The organism is Pseudomonas sp. LTR0 (assembly GCF_036630035.1).
Lineage (GTDB): Bacteria > Pseudomonadota > Gammaproteobacteria > Pseudomonadales > Pseudomonadaceae > Aquipseudomonas > Aquipseudomonas putida_Y.
In genome coordinates, this window is record NZ_CP123734.1 from 3,131,090 (window position 1) to 3,147,920 (window position 16,831).

Sequence of the window (16,831 nt, forward strand, 5' to 3'; positions counted from 1 at the left end):
GCAAGACTGCAACAGGCTGAGAATGGCGAAATAGACGTTTCGCCCAACTCAACCGGAAAAGAGGGGCGCGATTGTGCACGGAAAGGTTGCACTTGCGAAGCCCTTTTCCGAGGAGCGGTTGCACTTGTCTTTACAAGCGGGTTATACCAACAGGCTGCGGGGTGGGGCTGACAGGTGTTGGCCGTGGTTCTTTCGGCGCCTGTGAAATCGAGCGCCGCCCGCGCGGCGCATCGCGAGCTGCGCTCGCTCCTACGTTTGTTTCGGGCCAGTTATTTCTGTGGGATTTGCGCGCGTACGCCTTGGCGCATGGCTCGATATCGCGTCGTACAAGCAAGGGGGTCGCGCGCGCCTGTCACAAGCCTCACTGGCCCGAAACAAACGTAGGAGCGAGCGCAGCTCGCGATGCGCCGCGCGGGCGGCGCTCGATTTCACAGGCGATGCAAATGCCACGCCCAACACCTACCAGCCCCACCCCGGCGAACTGACTGGCATTACGCTACGCCCCCCTTTCGCGACGCAAGGCCGCTTCCACAGAGGGGCCGCGCAGGCCTTTGGTGGTGTTACTTCTGAACGGCAGCGAACGCTTCGGCAACCCGCTGCAGGTTGGCCGGGCGCAGGCCGGACATGCACACACGGCCGCTGTCGATCAGGTAAACGCCGAACTCGTCACGCAGGCGACGTACCTGCTCGACGCTGAAGCCGGTGTAGCTGAACATGCCGCGCTGGCGCAGGAAGAACTGGAAATCCTGACCCGGAAGCAGCACGGCCAGGGCATCGACCAGCGCCTGGCGCATGTCAAGGATACGCTTGCGCATCACTTCGACTTCTTCGGCCCACTGGGCATTCAGGCCAGCATCGCTCAGTACGCCGGCAACCAGCTGGGCGCCGAAGTTGGGCGGGCTGGAGTAGTTGCGGCGCACGGTGGCCTTCAGCTGGCCAAGCACGCTCTGGGCAGTGGCCTCGTCATCGCACACCACCGACAGGCCGCCCACCCGCTCACCATACAGCGAGAAGATTTTCGAGAAGGAGTTGCTGACCAGGCACGGCACGCCGGCACGGGCCATTTCGCGGATAGCGTAGGCGTCTTCTACCAGGCCTTCGGCGAAGCCCTGGTAAGCGATGTCGAGGAATGGGATCAGCTGGCGCGCCTTGACCACTTCGACCACTTGTTGCCACTGGTGCTGCTCCAGATCGGCACCGGTAGGGTTGTGGCAGCATGGGTGCAGCAGCACCACGCTGTTGGCCGGCAGGCTTTGCAAGGTGGCCAGCATGCCGTCGAAGTCCACGCCACGGGTGGCCTGGTCGAAGTACGGGTAAGTGTGCACCTTGAAGCCCGCACCTTCGAAGATGGCGCGGTGGTTGTCCCAGGTCGGGTTGCTGACCCAGACTTCGGACTGCGGGAAGTAGCGCTTGAGGAAGTCGGCACCGACCTTCAGGGCGCCGGAGCCACCCACGGTCTGTACGGTGGCCACACGGCCGCCGGTCACGGCCGGGTGATCGGCACCGAACAGCAGCGCCTGAATGGCTTGGCGGTAGCTGGCCAGGCCTTCCATCGGCAGGTACAGGGAGGCTTCGTGGTCCTGACCGGCAATGCGTTTTTCCACCGCATCCACCGCCGCCAGTTGCGGCACCACGCCGGCCTCATCGTAGTACAGGCCAATACTCAGGTTGACCTTGTCGGCGCGCGGGTCGGCCTTGAAGGTTTCCATCAACGAGAGGATCGGGTCGCCGGCATAGGCATCGACATGTTTGAACACAGCGTGCAGCTCCTTGGATCAGGACGGTACGGAAAGTCAGCCCTGAGCATACCCGGAGAGCGGGCTCAGGAACATCCACTATTGTGCAAGGTTGTCTATGCAACATTGCATGGCCGCGGATGAGTGCTGGATTCTTCACGGGTAACCCGCGAAAGGGCCGGCTCAGCCAAGCAGCTCTTTCAGGCCTTGCAACTCCTGCTCGGTCACCGCCACTCCCTCCTCCTCGGCCACCTCGCGCTCACGATAGCGGCGCTCACCCGGCATGCGGGTCAGCCCGACTGCCTGCATCTGCTCCACCAGTTCGCGGCTGCGCTGGGCAAAGCGCTCGCCCTCGGCCTTGCCCGGGTCGATGACGATGATCAACTGCCCGGTCCATGGCGTTTTCGCCCCCGGATGCCCGGACCAATCGAACTCCCAGGAGAAATGACCGCCGGTCAGCGCCGCCGCCAGCAACTCGACCATCATCGATAACGCCGAGCCCTTGTGCCCGCCAAATGGCAGCAAGGCCCCGCCTTCCAGAATCGCCTTTGGGTCGGTGGTCGGCTGGCCATCGGCGTCCACCCCCATGCCCTCCGGCAATTGCTGGCCGGCACGCGCGGCAATTTGCACATCGCCATGGGCCATGGCACTGGTGGCCATGTCGAAAACGATCGGGTCATGCTCGGCGCAAGGCGCAGCAAAAGCGATGGGGTTGGTACCGAACAGTGGCTTGCGCGCACCATGCGGCACCACGCAGGTCATGCTGTTGACCACGCTGAGGGCTACCAGGCCCTCTTCGGCGAACGGCTCTACATCCGGCCACAACGCAGCGAAGTGGTGCGAGTTGTGGATCGCCAGCACGGCGATGCCTGCGTTGCGCGCCTTCGCCACCAACAGCTCACGGGCCGCCGCCAGTGCCGGCTGGGCAAAACCGCCCGCAGCATCGACACGCACATAGCCGGCGGCCACGTCGCTGACCTGTGGCGTGGCCTGGCCATCGACCCAGCCGCTGGCCAAGGTCGAGACATAACCGGGCATGCGGAACACCCCATGGCTATGGGCGCCATCACGCTGGGCGCTGGCGCAGTTGTGGGCCAGCACCCGGGCCACGGCCTCGCTGCACCCATGGCGCTGGAAAATGGCCTGCAACAGGCTTTGCAGCTCGGTAAACGGCATGCGCACAACGGTGCTGGTGGAAGGTGCGGACATCTGAAGCTCCTTGTTGATTTTGGAATGGCTACAGCGTTGCAACGACAAAAACTTTCCTTCATGTGACAGCAATCTGTCAAATATTGACTTGATGACAGAAAACATTCATTTTCTTCCCAAGCCTCACCCCTGGAGCCGCAGCATGAGCCAAATGATCAAGCAACGCCTGGAAAACAGCCTCGAAGGGGCCGCTGCCTCCGGTCGCAAGATCGCCACCTACATGCTTGCCAACCTGCACGAACTGCCGTTCCAGACCTCGGCCAGCATTGCCGCCAAGCTGGGCGTCAGCGAATCCAGCGTCGGGCGCTACTGTCGCTCACTGGGTTATGCCCACCTCAAGGCGCTTAAGCAAGACCTGCAGAACGATCTGGGCGATGGCCCGTGGTTGGTAGGTGATCGCCTGCAAGATTACCGCCAGAACCAGGACGCCAGCGACAACGCCGGCAGCCTGGAGCTGGAAATCGCCGCCCTGGTGCGCGTACACGAATACCGCCAGAGCCCCGCCTGGCACAACGTGGCGCAACGCCTGGCGAGCAAACCGCGGGTGTTCATCGCCGGCTTCCAGACCGAGCGCGGCATCGCCATGTGCATGAGCCACCTGCTGCAATACCTGCGCGATGGCGTGCAACTGGTCGACATCAGCGCCGGGCACTTCGGCGAAGTGCTGCTGGGCCGTGCCGAAGACAGCGCCCTGGTGGTGTTCGAGGCGCGCCGTTATTCCCGCCATGCCCTGATGCTGTGCCAGAAGGCGCGCGAGGCTGGCATTGCGGTCACCTTGGTGACCGACACTTTCTGTGACTGGGCGGATGCCAATGCCGACGAGGTGTTCCGCATCCCCACCGAGTTCAACCTGTTCTGGGAATCCACCTCGACGATGCTGTCGTGGGTGCATCTGATGGTCAACGAGGTCTGCAAGAAGCTCGGACCGGATGTTGAAAAACGCTTGGAAGCAACTGCCGCTCTACATAACGAATTCGTCGGCTACACCTCGTGGTCGACGGGCAAACAACAATAGCAAGAGTGCAATGAGGTGCGAGATGAACAAGTCCATGGCCTTGGTGGGTGCGTGCGCCCTGCTGCTGGCGGGTGCCGCCAGCGCTGAAACCCTGCGGTTCGCCACCGAGGGTGCCTACCCGCCCTTCAACTATGTAGACGCCGATAACAAGCTGCATGGCTTCGATATCGACATCACCCACGCCCTGTGCGAGCAGATGAAAGTCGAATGCACGCTGGTGGCCCAGGACTGGGAAGGCATCATCCCCGCCCTGATGGCGCGCAAGTATGACGCCGTGGTGGCGTCGATGATCGACACCGAAGAGCGACGCAAGAAGATCGCCTTCACCGACCACTACTACCGCACGCCACTGACCGTGGCGGTTGCCAAGGACAGCAAGATCGACAGCGCCCAGACCGACTTTGTCGGCTACACCGTCGGTGCGCAGTCTTCGTCCACCCAGGCCATCTACGCCGAAGACGTGTATGGCAAGGCCGGTGCCGACGTAAAACTGTACCCGACCATGGACGAAGCCAACGCAGACCTGGCGGCCGGCCGCCTGGACGGTGTGATTGCCGACAAATTCCCGCTGCACGAGTGGATGAACAAGAACGGCGGGGATTGCTGCAAAATCCTTGGCGACGTGGCCGACACCAAAGCCGATGCCGCCATCGCTGTGCGCAAGGACGACGAAGCCCTGCGCCAGCGCCTGAATACCGCGCTGCAACAGATCGTGGCCAACGGTACCTATCAGAAAATCGCCAGCAAATATTTCGCTTTCGATATCTATAACTGACCACTGGCCTTGCGCCTCACCCTTGCAGGCGCGGGCTTGCCCGCGCCTGCAAGGGTGAGCGCCCCTCCAAGTTAGGGGTTCGTCATGCTCGATCAATTGTCCTTGCTGTCTTTCGCCAGCGGAGGCTGGGGCCAGGCGTTGCTGGCCGGCGCGCTGGTTACCGTTTCCCTGGCCCTGGCCTGCCTGCCCATCGGCCTGCCACTGGGCCTGGTGGTCGCGCTGGCGGCGCGCTCACGCAAACGCCTGCCACGGGCCTGGGCCACCACCTTTTCTACCGTGTTCCGCGGCCTGCCCGAGCTACTGACGTTGCTGATCATCTATTACGGCTGCCAGATCGCCGCACAGAAGATCCTCGCCGCCATGGGTTATCAAGGTGAGTTCATCATCAACACCTTCCTCGCCGCGATGATCGCCTTCAGCCTGGTGTTCGCCGCGTTTTCCAGCGAGATCTGGCTGGCCGCCTTCAAGACCCTGCCCAAGGGCCAACTGGAAGCCTGCTCGGCGCTTGGCCTGAGCAAGCGCACCGGTTTCTTCAAGGTGCTGCTGCCGCAACTGACCCGCATCGCCCTGCCCGGTTTGTCCAACAATTGGCTGTCGCTGCTCAAGGACACCTCGCTGGTGTCGACCATCTCGCTGGTCGACCTGATGCGCCAGACCAACCTGGCGGTCAGCGTAACCAAGGAGCCGATGTTCTTCTACGGCGTCGCCTGCCTGGGCTACCTGCTGTTCGCGGCACTGTCCGGGCGCGTATTCGCCTACATCGAACGGCGCAGCAACCGCCACCTGCAAGGAGCACGCGCATGAGCTTCGATCAACTGCTGGCAATGGTGCTCGACCCCGACCTGCTGGAGCGCTACGGCCCACGCTTCATCGACGGCCTGCTGGTAACCGCCAAGCTGGTGGCGATTTCCTTCAGCCTGGGCGCTGTGCTCGGCCTTCTGCTGGCCCTTGCACGCATGTCTCACAGCCTGTTGCTGCAGCGCATGGCTGCCGGCTACGTGTACTTCTTCCGCGGCTCGCCGCTGCTGGCGCAATTGTTCCTGCTGTATTACGGCCTGGGTTCGCTCAAGGGCTTCTGGCAGGACGTCGGCCTGTGGTGGTTCTTCCGCGAAGCGTGGTTCTGCACCTTGCTGGCGTTCACTCTGAACACCGCCGCCTATCAGGCCGAGATTTTCCGCGGCAGCCTGATGGCGGTTGCGCCTGGCCAGCATGAAGCGGCTCGGGCGCTGAACCTGAAACGCTCGACCACCTTCTTCAAGGTGATATTGCCACAGTCGCTGCTGGTGGCCATTGGCCCGCTGGGCAACGAACTGATCCTGATGATCAAGGCCAGCGCGATCGCCTCGCTGGTGACGATCTACGACCTGATGGGCGTGACCAAACTGGCCTTCTCGCGCAGTTTCGACTTCCAGATCTACCTGTGGGCCGCCGTGCTCTACCTGGTGATCGTCGAACTGGTGCGGCGCCTGTTGAAACACCTGGAAGCCCGCCTGGGCCGCCACCTGAACTGACCGAAGGATACGTTTCATGCATTGCCAGACCCTTGTCCTTGGCGCCGGCATTGTCGGCGTCAGCACCGCGCTGCACCTGCAGGCACGCGGGCGCCAGGTAATTCTGATCGACCGCGACGAACCGGGCAGCGGCACCAGCCATGGCAACGCCGGGCTGATCGAGCGCTCCAGTGTCATCCCCTATGCCTTTCCACGGCAATTGAGCGCACTGCTGCGCTACGGCCTGAACCGCCAGCCCGATGTGCGCTACAGCCTGGCGCACCTGCCCAAGGCCGCACCGTGGCTGTGGCGCTACTGGCGCCAGTCGGCACCCGGGCGTCTGGCTGGGGCCGCCGCCGATATGCTGCCGCTGGTGCAGCGCTGTGTCGAAGAGCATGACGCGCTGATCGCTGCTGCCGGCCTGGAAAGTCTGGTGCAAGCCAAAGGCTGGATCGAAGTGTTCCGCGACCCAGCGCTGTTCGAGCAGGCAAAAACCGATGCCAAGGGCCTGAGCCGCTATGGCTTGCAATTCGAAATCCTCGAATGCGGGCAACTGCAGGCTCGTGAGCACCAACTGGACGCCACCGTGGTCGGTGGCATTCACTGGCTCGACCCGAAAACCGTGAACAACCCCGGCGCGCTCACCCGTGGCTATGCGGCGCTGTTCCTGCAACGCGGCGGGCAGTTTGTGCATGGCGATGCGCGCAGCCTGCGCCAGGCCAATGGCCAATGGCGGGTAGAGAGCCGTCGCGGCCCGATCACTGCCGACGAAGTGGTGGCCTGCCTCGGTCCACAGTCGGCCGACCTGTTCAGCGGCCTGGGCTACCAGATCCCGCTGGCAATCAAGCGGGGCTACCACATGCACTACAGCACCCGTGACGGCGCTCAGCTGGAGCACTCGATCTGCGACACCCAAGGCGGCTATGTTCTGGCGCCGATGGCGCGCGGTGTGCGCCTGACCACCGGCATCGAGTTCGACGCAGCCAGTGCGCCCGGCAACCAGATTCAACTGGGCCGCTGCGAGGCCTTGGCGCGCAAGCTGTTCCCGGCCCTCGGCGAGCGCCTGGACGACACGCCTTGGCTGGGCCGCCGCCCCTGCCTGCCCGACATGCGCCCGGTGATCGGGCCGGCGCCGCGCCACCCAGGGCTGTGGTTCAACTTTGGCCATGCCCATCACGGTCTCACACTGGGCCCGGTCTGCGGCCGGCTGCTGGCCGAGCTGCTCACTGGCGAGCCCCCCTTCACCGACCCCGCGCCTTACAGCGCGACCCGTTTCGACTGAACCCATGCGGGAGAACAACAAGATGACCGCACCACTGAGCCTTGCCACCCTTGCCCCCGAACCCGACCCGCGTCCGGTGCTGATTCGCATCGAAGGCCTGAACAAGCACTATGGCGCGTTCCACGTGCTGCGTGACATCGACCTGCAGGTGCGCGAAGGCGAACGCATCGTGCTGTGCGGGCCGTCCGGCTCGGGCAAGTCGACCCTGATCCGTTGCATCAACCGCCTGGAAGTCGCCCAGCAGGGCAGCATCCAGGTGGACGGCATCGACCTGGCGGCCACCACGCGCGAGGCGTCACAGGTACGCAGCGACATCGGTATGGTGTTCCAGCACTTCAACCTGTTCCCGCACATGAGCGTGCTCGACAATTGCCTGCTGGCCCCCACCAGCGTGCGCGGGCTGTCACGCAAGGACGCCGAGGAGCGGGCACGCATGTACCTGAGCAAAGTCGGCATCGAAAGCCAGGCGCACAAATACCCCAGCCAGCTGTCCGGCGGCCAGCAGCAGCGCGTGGCAATCGCCCGGGCGCTATGCATGAAGCCGCGGATCATGCTGTTCGACGAGCCCACTTCGGCGCTGGACCCGGAAATGGTCGCCGAGGTGCTGGATGTGCTGGTGCAGTTGGCTGGCACGGGCATGACCATGCTGTGCGTCACCCATGAAATGGGCTTTGCCCGGCAGGTAGCCGAGCGGGTGCTGTTCCTTGAGGGGGGGCAGATCATCGAGGACAGCCCGCCGCAGGTGTTCTTCAACCAGCCGCGCACCGAGCGGGCCAAGGCGTTCCTGGCGCAGATACTGCATTGATTGAAAGCTTGTGGGGCGGGTTTACCCGCGAGGAAGACACCGCCGTGGATGGCACGGGCTTCGCCCGTGTTCGCGGGCAAGCCCGCTCCCACAGGGATCGCGCCAGCTTTTAGACGTTGAGCAAGACAGTTGCCCCACAAGGACCGAGGAGACTTCGAGCTACCTATTCATTGCACCGCTGCAATGACCCAACTGCATCGTTAAATATTATTGACCGCCGCCCCTGCCAAACCCACGCCGCCACAGGCCCGCATCGGTTTCAGCCCCCAAAAAACGGTGTATTGCCTGCGTTAAAGCCCTCTTCCGTTGTTTGACATATCGAACGGCTCTGGCAAGCTATCTACAAGCCCCGACCGGAATCGTCGCCTCTGACGAGCCGGCAGTGCTCGGGGCCACAGGCAGCAATCAGGGCCCCGCGCCGTGCGCCTGCACAACAACGACAGGTCGAACCTGTCCCAAGGTGACATATGTCCAACAGCAACATTGGCAACAAGCAACCTTCCCTGCGCAAACCTGTCGTCCTGATGACCATGGGCACCCAAGAGCGCAAAGGCCATGACTACCAGGTCATGACCCACAAATACATTAGCCCGCTGGTCGAGTTCTCCGATTGCGTCCCGGTGTTGGTACCCACCTGCTTCGGTACTGAAGACCTCGAGACCTACCTGGACATGGCCGACGGCGTGTACCTGACTGGCGCTGGCAGCAACATCGACCCAGCCCTGTATGGCCAGGAAAACCAGACTCCAGGCAAAGGCCAGGACCAGAACCGCGACCTGTTCGACATTCCGCTGGTCAAGGCGGCGATCAAGCGTGGCCTGCCCATCTTCGGCATCTGCCGTGGCATGCAGGAAATCAACGTGGCCCTGGGTGGTGACATTTACCAGAAGGTGTATGCCGAACCTGGATTCAATGACCACCGGGAAAACCCGGAAGACCCGGTCGAAGTGCAGTACGCCCAGGTGCATGGGGTGAAGATCCAGCCGGGCAGCTGGCTGCACGAAACCCTGGGTACCGACGAGATTCGCGTCAACTCGCTGCATGGCCAAGGCCTGAACAAGCTCGGCGCCGGTATTGAAGCGATCGCCCGTGCCGAAGATGGCCTGGTCGAAGCGATTCATGCGCCAAGCATTTCGCCGTTCCTGTTCGCGGTGCAGTGGCACCCTGAGTGGCAAGCGGCGAAGAACCCTGACTCGATAAAGATCTTCCAGGCTTTCGGCGATGCTTGCCGGGCCCAGGTACGCAAGGCGCAAATCAAGCGCCAGCACGCGGCCTGACCTTCAGTTTCCTCTGCTTTGATCGCGGGGCGGCGCAAGGCCGCCCCCGTTTCCCCGGTCACCCTCTGCTGGTCCCAGAACACTTCCCGTGGAATCGGGCGGCGGGCTTGTGCCTGTCTCCGCGATCCTTTTTCTTCCAAGAGATACGATGACCGTTATGTGGTTGTCGTTATGCCTTCTGCGCCGGTGCGATCGCGCGCCGCCCGCGCGGCGCATCGCGAGCTGCGCTCGCTCCTACGTTTGTTTCGGGCCAGTTACGCCTGTGACAGGCGCGCGCGACCGCCTTGTTTGTACGACGCGATTTCGCGCCATGCGCCAAGGCGTTCGCGCGCGAACCCCACAGGAATGATTGGCCCGAAACAAACGTAGGAGCGAGCGCAGCTCGCGATGCGCCGCGCGGGCGGCGCTGGATCTCCGCGCCACCGCCATTCTCAAACTGGCCACCTGAGCACCTAAACACCCAAACAAAAAATTCCGAAAGGGGCTAGCCACACTCGAAGTTGTACGATAACTTACCTCCAACGCAAAACAACACCCTTCACCAAGCGCCCCAGGATGCCAACAACAATGAATCCACAAGAACTCAAATCCATCCTCTCCCACGGCCTGCTGTCTTTCCCGGTCACCGACTTCAACGCCCAGGGCGACTTCAACCCGGCTGGCTACATCAAGCGCCTTGAGTGGCTGGCCCCCTACGGCGCCAGCGCGCTGTTCGCCGCCGGCGGTACCGGTGAATTCTTCTCCCTGGCCGCAAGCGAATACAGCCAGGTGATCAAGACCGCGGTTGACACCTGCGCCACTTCGGTACCGATCCTCGCCGGTGTCGGCGGCTCCACCCGTCAGGCCATCGAATACGCGCAAGAAGCCGAGCGCCTGGGTGCCAAGGGCCTGCTGTTGTTGCCGCACTACCTGACCGAAGCCAGCCAGGACGGCGTCGCCGCCCACGTCGAAGCGGTGTGCAAATCGGTAAACATCGGTGTGGTGGTGTACAACCGCAACGTCTGCCGCCTGAACGCCGACCTGCTGGAAAAACTGGCCGAGCGTTGCCCGAACCTGATCGGCTACAAGGACGGCCTGGGTGATATCGAGCTGATGGTGTCGATCCGTCGTCGCCTGGGCGAGCGCTTCAGCTACCTGGGTGGCCTGCCGACCGCCGAAGTGTATGCGGCCGCCTACAAGGCCCTGGGCGTACCGGTGTACTCCTCCGCGGTGTTCAACTTCGTGCCGAAAACCGCCATGGACTTCTACAACGCCATCGCCCGCGACGACCACGCCACCGTGGCCAAGCTGATCGACGATTTCTTCCTGCCGTACCTGGACATCCGCAACCGCAAGGCCGGCTACGCCGTCAGCATCGTCAAGGCTGGCGCCAGAATTGCCGGTTATGACGCAGGCCCGGTGCGTACTCCGCTGACCGACCTCACCGCCGAAGAGTACGAGATGCTCGCCGCGCTGATGGACAAGATGGGCCCGCAGTAAACGCCGCCCGCGGCCTGCCACATGCCGCGCCCGGAGTGGGCCTGCCCCACTCCGGTTACAATTCGTGAGCCCGCACAAAAATAACTAGTGGGAGTATTGCCAGCATGCAAGCGACTAAGAAGACGCATGTGCGCTACCTGATCCTGTTCATGCTGTTTCTGGTGACCACGATCAACTATGCCGATCGCGCTACCATTGCAATCGCAGGCTCCAGCCTGCAGAAAGACCTCGGCATTGACGCCGTAACCCTCGGTTATATCTTTTCCGCCTTCGGATGGGCTTACGTGGCTGGCCAGATTCCTGGTGGCTGGCTGCTCGATCGCTTCGGTTCCAAGAACGTCTACGCCTTCAGCATCTTCACCTGGTCGCTGTTCACCCTGCTGCAGGGTTTTGTCGGTGGCCTTCCGGTTGCCTGGGCCGTGGTCACCCTCTTCACCCTGCGCTTCCTGGTGGGCTTCGCCGAAGCCCCGTCATTCCCGGGTAACGCGCGCATCGTCGCTGCATGGTTCCCGACCCAGGAACGCGGCACGGCGTCGGCCATCTTCAATTCGGCGCAGTATTTCGCCACTGCACTGTTCGCCCCGATCATGGGCTGGATCGTGTTCAGCTTCGGCTGGGAGCACGTGTTCGTGGTCATGGGTGTGCTGGGCATCATCTTCTCGGTGGTGTGGCTGAAGACCATCTACAACCCGCGCCAACATCCGCGTATCAGCCCAAGCGAACTCGAGCACATCGAGCAGAACGGCGGCCTGGTCGACATGGACCAGAAGCGCGGCAGCGACGGCCCGAAATGGGGTTACATCAAGCAGTTGCTGACCAGCCGCATGCTGCTGGGCGTCTACCTGGGCCAGTACTGCATCAACGCCATCACCTACTTCTTCCTCACCTGGTTCCCGGTGTACCTGGTGCAGGAACGTGGCATGACCATCCTCAAGGCCGGCTTCATCGCCTCGCTGCCGGCGGTGTGTGGTTTCATCGGTGGCGTACTGGGTGGTGTGATCTCCGACTGGCTGCTGCGCCGCGGCAACTCGCTGACCTTCTCGCGCAAACTGCCGATCGTCTGTGGCCTGCTGCTGTCCACCACCATGGTGTTCTGCAACTACGTCGATGCCGAGTGGATGGTGGTTGGTTTCATGACGCTGGCGTTCTTCGGCAAGGGCATCGGTGCGCTGGGCTGGGCGGTGGTAGCGGACACTTCGCCCAAGCAGATCGCCGGGCTGTCCGGTGGCCTGTTCAACACCTTCGGCAACATCGCTTCGATCACCACCCCTATCGTGATCGGCTACATCATCAGCGCCACCGGCTCGTTCAAGTGGGCGCTTGTGTACGTGGGTGCCAACGCGCTGGTCGCAGTATTCAGCTACCTGGTTATCGTCGGCCCCATCAAGCGCATCGAGCTGCGTGATGCCGCCCCAAAGCCACACGCTGAGCCTGCCACCGACGGCGAACTGGCCAGTTCGCGTCACTGAAAGAACACGCCCGTGCCGGGTCACCCGGCGCGGGCGGATGTACAAAAGCCTGAGAATCTGACAAGTAGGGCCCAAACATGCAGTTGATCGAACATTCCGACTCGCCCCGCTACGTCCGCCTGCACGACGACGATAACGTCGTGGTGGTCGTCAACGACGGCGGCTTGGGCGAAGGCGCCCGCTTTGCCGACGGCCTGACTCTGGTCGAAGGCGTGCCGCAAAGTCACAAGGTGGCCACCGTGGCCATCGCCAAGGGCGAGCCGGTACGCCGCTACGGGCAAATCATCGGCTACGCGCTGGAAGACCTGCGCCAAGGCAGCTGGGTACAGGAAAGCCAGTTGGCCATGCCGGCTGCGCCGGAACTGGACAGCCTGCCGCGCTGCGACGCCGTGCCACAGCCGCTGCCGCCGCTGGAGGGTTTCACCTTCGAGGGCTATCGCAATGCCGACGGCACTGTCGGCACCCGCAATATCCTCGGCATCACCACCACCGTGCAATGCGTGACCGGCGTGCTGGAACATGCGGTCAAGCGCATTCGCAACGAGCTGCTGCCCAAATACCCCAACGTCGACGACGTGGTGGCCATTACCCACAGCTACGGCTGCGGCGTGGCAATCAATGCCCGCGACGCTTACATCCCGATCCGCACCGTGCGCAACCTGGCGCGCAACCCCAACCTCGGCGGCGAGGCACTGGTGATCAGCCTGGGCTGTGAAAAACTGCAAGCCGGCCAGGTGATGCACGACAACGACCCGTCGGTGGACCTCAGCGACCCATGGCTGTACCGCCTGCAAGATGCCAGCCTTGGCTTTGTCGAAATGATCGAGCAGATCATGGACCTGGCCGAAACCCGCCTGAAGAAGCTGGACCAGCGCCGCCGCGAAACGGTCCCGGCCAGCGAACTGATCCTCGGCATGCAATGCGGTGGCAGCGACGCCTTCTCAGGCATCACCGCCAACCCGGCACTGGGCTATGCCGCGGACTTGCTGGTCCGCGCTGGCGCCACTGTGCTGTTCTCTGAAGTGACCGAGGTGCGCGACGCGATCTATATGCTGACCTCGCGCGCGGAAAACCAGGCCGTTGCCGACGCGTTGGTGCGCGAAATGGACTGGTACGACCGCTACCTGCAGCAAGGCGCCGCCGACCGCAGCGCCAACACCACGCCGGGCAACAAGAAAGGCGGGCTGTCGAACATCGTCGAGAAATCGCTGGGTTCGATCGTCAAGTCTGGCAGCGGCGCTATCCAGGGTGTGCTCGGCCCAGGCGAACGGGTCAATCGCAAAGGCCTGATTTTCTGCGCCACCCCGGCCAGCGACTTTGTCTGCGGCACCTTGCAGCTGGCAGCCGGCATGAACCTGCACGTCTTCACTACCGGCCGCGGCACCCCGTATGGCCTGGCCATGGCACCGGTGGTCAAAGTGTGCACCCGCAGCGAACTGGCCCAGCGCTGGCCCGACCTGATCGACATCGACGCCGGTCGCATCGCCAGTGGTCGCTCGACCATCGAGGAGCTGGGTTGGGAACTGTTCCATTACTACCTGGACGTGGCCAGCGGCCGCAAGCAGACCTGGGCCGAACAACACCGGCTGCACAACGACATCACCCTGTTCAACCCGGCGCCCATTACCTGATGCCGCAGCCCTGACCACGCATTCACACACTCCACCCTCAAGCCCACAGGAGCACCCCATGCCTGAAATCCTCGGCCATAACTTCATCGCCGGTCAGCGCAGTGCCGCTGGCCCTCAGCGCCTGCAGAGCCTGGACGCCAGCACTGGCGAAGCCCTGCCCTACAGCTTTGCCCAGGCCACCGAAGCCGAAGTGGACCAGGCCGCCAAGGCCGCCGCCGCTGCCTTCGCCGAGTTCCGCCAACTGGCCCCGGCACGTCGGGCCGAGTTCCTCGACGCCATTGCCGCTGAACTCGACGAACTGGATGACGCCTTCGTCGCCATCGTCTGCCGCGAGACCGCCCTGCCCGCCGCCCGTATCCAGGGCGAGCGTGGCCGCACCAGCGGGCAGATGCGCCTGTTCGCCCAGGTGCTGCGCCGCGGCGACTTCCTCGGCGCGCGCATTGACCTGGCACTGCCCGAGCGCCAGCCGCTGCCACGCGTAGACCTGCGCCAGATGCGCATCGGCGTGGGCCCGGTCGCGGTGTTCGGTGCCAGCAACTTCCCGCTGGCCTTCTCCACCGCCGGGGGGGATACCGCCGCCGCCCTGGCCGCAGGCTGCCCCGTGGTATTCAAGGCGCACAGCGGCCACATGGCCACGGCCGACCTGGTCGGTTGCGCCATCGTGCGCGCCGCTGAGCGTACCGGCATGCCCAAGGGCGTGTTCAACATGGTGTTTGGTGGCGGCGTGGGCGAGTGGCTGGTCAAGCACCCAGCGATCCAGGCGGTTGGCTTCACCGGCTCGTTGAAAGGCGGCGACGCCCTTTGCCGCATGGCCGCTGAGCGCCCGCAACCAATCCCGGTATTTGCCGAGATGTCCAGCATCAACCCGGTCATCATCCTGCCGGGTGCCCTGGCCAAGCGTGGCGAGGCCATTGCCCGCGAGTTGTCGGGGTCTGTGTGCATGGGTGCCGGGCAGTTCTGCACCAACCCTGGACTGGTGATTGGCTTGCAGTCGCCACAGTACAGCCAGTTGCTCGCCGACCTTGGCCAGTACCTGGACCAGCAAGCCGGGCAAACCATGCTCAACGCTGGCGGCCTGCGCAGCTACGTCGGCGGCCTTGAACACCTGCATGCCCATGCCGGTATCGAGCATGTGGCCGGCCAGGCGCAGGAAGGCAACCAGGCGCGCGCTCAGCTGTTCAAGGCCGATGCACGCCTGCTGGTCGAGTCCGACCCGCTGTTGCAGGAGGAAGTGTTTGGTCCCACCACCGTGGCCGTAGAGGTGCAGGACAACGACCAACTGCGCGAAGCGCTGCTAGGCCTGCGTGGCCAGCTGACCGCGACGCTGATCGGCGAGGCGGAAGACTTCGATGCGTTCGCCTGGCTGGTGCCGCTGCTGGAGGAGAAAGTCGGTCGAATCCTGGTCAATGGTTACCCGACCGGTGTCGAAGTCTGTGATGCGATGGTGCACGGAGGCCCGTACCCGGCTACCTCCGATGCGCGTGGCACCTCGGTCGGCACGTTGGCCATCGACCGCTTCCTGCGCCCGGTGTGCTATCAGAACTATCCGCAGACGCTGCTGCCTGAGGCACTGCGCGACGGCAACCCGCTGGGGCTGCGGCGGTTGGTGAACGGGCAGTGGAGTGACGGGGCGATCTGACTGGCTGCCAGAAACAGGAAAGCCCTGCGCACGGCGGGGCTTTTCTTTCTGACTGTACCGGCCTCTTCGCGGGCAAGCCCGCTCCTACAGGGCTATCTTGCCCGCGAAGAGGCCAGTACAGGCAGCAAAGGCTTCAGGTCCCTTGCGCTTCAGCCGCCTCATGCGCCTGGCGCAAGCGCTCGCGGCTGTTGCTAAGGTGCATGCGCATGGCCATCTTCGCCCCTTCGCTGTCACGCCGGGCAATCGCCTCATAGATCGCCTCGTGCTCATGCATCAGGCGACTCATGTAATGCGCCTGATCATCATGGGCCAGGCGCGCCGAATTCAGCCGGGTGCGCGGAATGATGCTGGTACCCAGGTGGTTGATGATATCGGCGAAGTAGTGGTTGCCGCTGGCCTGGGCAATGCGCAGGTGGAACTGGAAGTCCGCCGACACCGCATCAGTGGCGTGGGCCGCCCCCTCGTTGAGTTCGTCCAGCGCCGCCCGCATACCGGCCAGCGCTTCGTCGCTTCGCCGCTGGGCCGCCAACCCGGCCGACTCAATCTCCAGGGCAATGCGCAACTCCAGCACCGCCAGCACCTCGCGCAGGGTGACCACGGTGGCCGGGTCGATACGGAAACCGCCCGTAGCCGGCGCATCCAGCACGAAGGTGCCGATGCCGTGGCGGGTCTCTACCTGCCCGGCGGCCTGCAACCGCGAAATCGCCTCACGCACCACCGTGCGGCTGACGCCCTCTTCGGCCATGATCTGCGATTCGGTCGGCAGCTTGTCGCCGCGCTTGAGCTGGCCGCTGCGAATGCGTTCGGTCAGCACCGTGACCAGTTCCTGGGCCAGACTGCGCGGCTTGCGCCGGGTCCTTGCCTGTACCTGTTGCTCTGTCATTGCCCTGTATTTCACCTAGAAAGACAGCGCTCATCATAGCGCAAGCGGTTGTACGATCACATACACCCGGTGCGGTATTTATTGTCCATCTTTGCCGACCATGCCCCATGAAAAAGCGCGCAGAATGATTGGCCCATGGTC

The 16,831-nt window shown here is 63.5% G+C and carries 14 protein-coding genes; 11 read left to right on the forward strand and 3 right to left on the reverse strand.

The annotated features are described in order from the left end of the window. Positions 1-560: 560 nt before the first annotated feature. Both QCL51_RS14475 and QCL51_RS14480 read right to left on the reverse strand, forming a co-directional pair. Positions 561-1,757 carry an amino acid aminotransferase gene (locus tag QCL51_RS14475; RefSeq protein WP_103462591.1) on the reverse strand — a complete coding sequence of 399 codons (1,197 nt, stop codon included), beginning with the start codon at positions 1,755-1,757 and terminating at the stop codon, positions 561-563. A gap of 162 nt (positions 1,758-1,919) precedes the next feature. Continuing rightward, positions 1,920-2,945 carry an Ldh family oxidoreductase gene (locus QCL51_RS14480; protein ID WP_103444273.1) on the reverse strand — a complete coding sequence of 342 codons (1,026 nt, stop codon included), beginning with the start codon at positions 2,943-2,945 and terminating at the stop codon, positions 1,920-1,922. 142 nt (positions 2,946-3,087) lie between these two features. On the opposite strand from QCL51_RS14480, the gene QCL51_RS14485 reads away from it, so the two are divergent. From QCL51_RS14485 to QCL51_RS14535, 11 genes are all read left to right on the forward strand, one after another. Beyond that, on the forward strand, positions 3,088-3,960 hold the full coding sequence (locus QCL51_RS14485) for a MurR/RpiR family transcriptional regulator (protein WP_101196290.1): 873 nt from the start codon (positions 3,088-3,090) through the stop codon (positions 3,958-3,960). Positions 3,961-3,982: 22 nt separating this feature from the next. Beyond that, positions 3,983-4,735 carry a transporter substrate-binding domain-containing protein gene (locus tag QCL51_RS14490; protein WP_021781692.1) on the forward strand — a complete coding sequence of 251 codons (753 nt, stop codon included), beginning with the start codon at positions 3,983-3,985 and terminating at the stop codon, positions 4,733-4,735. 84 nt (positions 4,736-4,819) lie between these two features. Next, positions 4,820-5,539: an ABC transporter permease subunit gene (locus tag QCL51_RS14495; RefSeq protein WP_021781693.1), complete on the forward strand. Its 720-nt coding sequence runs from the start codon at positions 4,820-4,822 to the stop codon at positions 5,537-5,539. Next, on the forward strand, positions 5,536-6,246 hold the full coding sequence (locus QCL51_RS14500; RefSeq protein WP_021781694.1) for an ABC transporter permease subunit: 711 nt from the start codon (positions 5,536-5,538) through the stop codon (positions 6,244-6,246). The genes QCL51_RS14495 and QCL51_RS14500 overlap by 4 nt, the downstream gene beginning before the upstream one ends. 16 nt (positions 6,247-6,262) lie before the next feature. Continuing rightward, the gene (locus QCL51_RS14505; protein WP_103444271.1) at positions 6,263-7,507 is read left to right on the forward strand and encodes an FAD-binding oxidoreductase; all 1,245 of its coding nucleotides are present in this window, start codon (positions 6,263-6,265) and stop codon (positions 7,505-7,507) included. A gap of 22 nt (positions 7,508-7,529) precedes the next feature. Continuing rightward, positions 7,530-8,312, forward strand: a complete 783-nt coding sequence (locus QCL51_RS14510; RefSeq protein WP_021781696.1) for an amino acid ABC transporter ATP-binding protein — start codon at positions 7,530-7,532, stop codon at positions 8,310-8,312. 467 nt (positions 8,313-8,779) lie between these two features. Then, positions 8,780-9,589, forward strand: a complete 810-nt coding sequence (locus QCL51_RS14515; RefSeq protein WP_338443562.1) for a type 1 glutamine amidotransferase — start codon at positions 8,780-8,782, stop codon at positions 9,587-9,589. A 567-nt stretch (positions 9,590-10,156) separates the two neighbouring features. Continuing rightward, positions 10,157-11,068, forward strand: coding sequence for a 5-dehydro-4-deoxyglucarate dehydratase (kdgD, locus tag QCL51_RS14520; protein ID WP_010954445.1), 912 nt, complete (start codon positions 10,157-10,159; stop codon positions 11,066-11,068). A gap of 104 nt (positions 11,069-11,172) precedes the next feature. Beyond that, on the forward strand, positions 11,173-12,537 hold the full coding sequence (locus QCL51_RS14525; RefSeq protein ID WP_103444270.1) for an MFS transporter: 1,365 nt from the start codon (positions 11,173-11,175) through the stop codon (positions 12,535-12,537). 77 nt (positions 12,538-12,614) lie between these two features. Further along, a complete protein-coding gene (gene garD / locus QCL51_RS14530; RefSeq protein ID WP_021781699.1) occupies positions 12,615-14,168 on the forward strand; it encodes a galactarate dehydratase in 1,554 nt (517 codons plus the stop codon). Positions 14,169-14,226: 58 nt separating this feature from the next. Further along, a complete protein-coding gene (locus QCL51_RS14535) occupies positions 14,227-15,807 on the forward strand; it encodes an aldehyde dehydrogenase (NADP(+)) (RefSeq protein ID WP_021781700.1) in 1,581 nt (526 codons plus the stop codon). Positions 15,808-15,940: 133 nt separating this feature from the next. On the opposite strand, the gene QCL51_RS14540 is transcribed toward QCL51_RS14535, so the two are convergent. Beyond that, positions 15,941-16,690 (reverse strand): FadR/GntR family transcriptional regulator, encoded by a 750-nt coding sequence (locus QCL51_RS14540; RefSeq protein ID WP_003247694.1) that lies wholly within the window; start codon positions 16,688-16,690, stop codon positions 15,941-15,943. Positions 16,691-16,831: the final 141 nt, after the last annotated feature.

What these genes read in the sequence shown, in the direction of transcription:
- QCL51_RS14515 (WP_338443562.1), top strand. Translation starts at nt 8,780, where the DNA reads ATGTCCAACAGCAACATTGGCAACAAGCAACCTTCCCTGCGCAAACCT.
- kdgD (WP_010954445.1), top strand. Translation starts at nt 10,157, where the DNA reads ATGAATCCACAAGAACTCAAATCCATCCTCTCCCACGGCCTGCTGTCT.
- QCL51_RS14505 (WP_103444271.1), top strand. Translation starts at nt 6,263, where the DNA reads ATGCATTGCCAGACCCTTGTCCTTGGCGCCGGCATTGTCGGCGTCAGC.
- garD (WP_021781699.1), top strand. Translation starts at nt 12,615, where the DNA reads ATGCAGTTGATCGAACATTCCGACTCGCCCCGCTACGTCCGCCTGCAC.
- QCL51_RS14535 (WP_021781700.1), top strand. Translation starts at nt 14,227, where the DNA reads ATGCCTGAAATCCTCGGCCATAACTTCATCGCCGGTCAGCGCAGTGCC.
- QCL51_RS14500 (WP_021781694.1), top strand. Translation starts at nt 5,536, where the DNA reads ATGAGCTTCGATCAACTGCTGGCAATGGTGCTCGACCCCGACCTGCTG.
- QCL51_RS14485 (WP_101196290.1), top strand. Translation starts at nt 3,088, where the DNA reads ATGAGCCAAATGATCAAGCAACGCCTGGAAAACAGCCTCGAAGGGGCC.
- QCL51_RS14480 (WP_103444273.1), bottom strand. Translation starts at nt 2,945, where the DNA reads ATGTCCGCACCTTCCACCAGCACCGTTGTGCGCATGCCGTTTACCGAG.
- QCL51_RS14525 (WP_103444270.1), top strand. Translation starts at nt 11,173, where the DNA reads ATGCAAGCGACTAAGAAGACGCATGTGCGCTACCTGATCCTGTTCATG.
- QCL51_RS14495 (WP_021781693.1), top strand. Translation starts at nt 4,820, where the DNA reads ATGCTCGATCAATTGTCCTTGCTGTCTTTCGCCAGCGGAGGCTGGGGC.
- QCL51_RS14540 (WP_003247694.1), bottom strand. Translation starts at nt 16,690, where the DNA reads ATGACAGAGCAACAGGTACAGGCAAGGACCCGGCGCAAGCCGCGCAGT.
- QCL51_RS14490 (WP_021781692.1), top strand. Translation starts at nt 3,983, where the DNA reads ATGAACAAGTCCATGGCCTTGGTGGGTGCGTGCGCCCTGCTGCTGGCG.
- QCL51_RS14510 (WP_021781696.1), top strand. Translation starts at nt 7,530, where the DNA reads ATGACCGCACCACTGAGCCTTGCCACCCTTGCCCCCGAACCCGACCCG.